Genomic DNA, 2,542 nt, shown 5'->3' on the forward strand with positions numbered 1-2,542 from the left:
CTTCGCCCTGCCGCGCGACCACCGCGCGCAGGCCATGCGCTTGCCCCGCATCGAACAGCTGCGCGCCGGCTTTCGCGAGATGATCGAGCGCCGGCGTCTGCTCGACGAGTTCCGTCGCAAGGGGAGAAAGCTTAGCCGCGCCGAGACCCACGCCTGTGGCGCTCTTCGGCAGTGCGCTCGGTTCCGTGGCGCTCGCGGACTTCGCCAAGAGCGTTTCGACCACGGGTAATTCACTGCTCAGTTTTCGTATCGGTATCGATGCTGTTGCAACCTCTTCGAAGGAGTCCGGCGAGGCTCTTTCCTTTATTCGCAATGCTGCCTCCCGCATTGGCGCTCCACTCGATTCCGCCGTAGACTCTTTCAAAGCGCTTTATGTCAACATGCGTTCGCTCGGCCGTCCTGTCGAGGAAATCGAGAACGTCTTTCGCGGCTTTCAAACTGCAATGACTGCGCTGCACATTTCAGCGCACGATCAAGCTGTGTCATGGAGAGAAATCAGCGAGACGTTTTCCCAAAATGCAATACATACCCGGCAGGCGATTCTTTCACTCGGCTCGCACATCCCCGGTATGGCCGCCAATCTCGCCGCAGCGCTCAACGTGAGCGGTGAAAAGCTTCACGCGATGTTCAAAGCGGGAGGCTTGCCTGTCGAGACATGGACGAAGGTAGCAGCGCTACTCGAAAAGCAGTATGGCGCACAGCTACCCGAAGCCTTCAATCATTCGCAGCAGCAGATTATCGCGCTGTCGAATGCAATGGAGAAGCTACGTCAAGTCTCCTTTGATAATGGATTCGACTCCGGCCTCACAATCGTTCTGAAGAGTCTACGTTCCGCATTCGACTCCCTCGGCGGAGCTGACAGCATCGGACGCAAGATCGGTGAAGGCTTCCACATCGCGTTTGCGAGCGCCGATCTACTTCTCTCGAAGCTGATCCAGCTCAAAGAACCAATCGTCACCATTGGTGGAGCAATCCTCGGCTGGAATGTTGCGGTCGCAACAATTCGACTCGCTGCTGGTGCCATTGCGCTCCTCTTCACTCCGCTAGGGCTCGCTGCCGCTGGCGCATTGCTCCTCACCTCCCAATGGGATTCAATGAAGAGCGTCTTCGCTGGCAGTGACGCAGATTTCAACCGTGGTGCCGAGGCCATCAAACGCCTTACCGGGGGATGGATCGATTTGCATGGCGCAATCAAGGGCGCAATCGTCGCTTGGGAGTTCGGAAAGGACCTGCTCTCTGGAAAGGGCATTGACGCATCACGCGTGCTCGCAACGCAGGCCGGCAACGCCTTTGACGCAGGAACATATGGTAAGCAGGAAGGCACCTCGTTTGCCGACTCCTTTGTCCAAGGCGCATCGACTCTTTTTAGCAAGCTCGACGACCTCGCCGGTAAGCACATGCCGGGTCGTGACTTGGCGAAGTCGCTGCGTGACGAATGGGCGCAGATTTATAAGGATTCAGCTCCTAGCGCCTTCCATGGTGGCGGCGACTACAACAGCAACGCAGCTCGTTATAGCAAGCCGGACTTGTCGCTCAGTGAAGCCCTGACGAAGACCTTCGACAAGCTTCAGCCGACGATCGCAGCGCTGAAGGAATATAAGACGCAGCTCGACGCTATCGCATCGATGCGCGGGAAGCTTGATCCTCTTGGAAATGTCATCGGTGACGAGACGATCAAGCGTCTGAAGGAAGCAGCGCGCGCCGATGCTTTCGAGTCGAGTTTTCCTGCGGCCAACATGATTCAAGATCGCCTGGAAAAACTCCGCGCTGACTCCGACTTCCTCGGCAAAGGCGGCAAGGAATCCCGTGCGATCGAAAACGAGATCATCAAGGAAAAGCTCGCCCTGCAAAAGAAGGGCGTCGACCTCTCTGGCGAAGAAGAGTCCGCCCTTCGCAAGATCATCACTCTTGAAAAGGAAATCGCCAAGGGTGGCAGCGATGGCTTCACGCAGTGGGCCACATCGCAGAAGAGCGCCGTCGAATCGCTGAACGATAATATCAAGAGCAGCATGGATTCCGTTGCCGATGGAATCGCCAAGATCGCGACAACCGGAAAGGGCCAGTTCCATTCGCTCGGCGCTGCCATCCGTGACGAGCTGCGTTCGATCCTGTCAAACACGGCGAGCAACTTCCTGCGTAGCGGGATCAAGTCGCTCATGGCGGAAGGGATCAAGAATCTCGACATCGGCGATATGAAGTCGCGCCTTGCTGACGCAATAAAGGGCGGTGACAAGATCATCGACGACGCAAACGACAAGCTCGACAAGCTCGGCTCCGACGCTCTCAAATCCGTTGCTAACATGGATGTTAATGCAACGACCGTGATCCTCAACGCGGCAGGCATCCAAGGTCTGAACGGCGCATCTGGACTCGACGCATTCAAACCATCCGGCATCAACCCAACTGCCGCCGGTGGCGTAATCTCGAATGACAATGCAGCACTGAACCGAAACGGTCGGGACCAGACGCGCTCACTCGCCGATCAAATCGGCGTGAAGCCTCTTGCCGACTCCGGCGCAATCCGCACGCTGGACGGTATCTC

At 57.2% G+C, this 2,542-nt stretch carries 1 protein-coding gene; it reads left to right on the forward strand.

All coding sequences use genetic code 11. The annotated features are described in order from the left end of the window. Nucleotides 1-155: 155 nt before the first annotated feature. A partial coding sequence (locus A1351_RS06760; RefSeq protein ID WP_157096140.1) for a tape measure protein occupies nucleotides 156-2,542 on the forward strand: 2,387 nt, incomplete at its 3' end.

This window comes from Methylosinus sp. R-45379, from assembly GCF_001644125.1.
In the GTDB taxonomy this organism is placed as follows: Bacteria; Pseudomonadota; Alphaproteobacteria; order Rhizobiales; family Beijerinckiaceae; genus Methylosinus.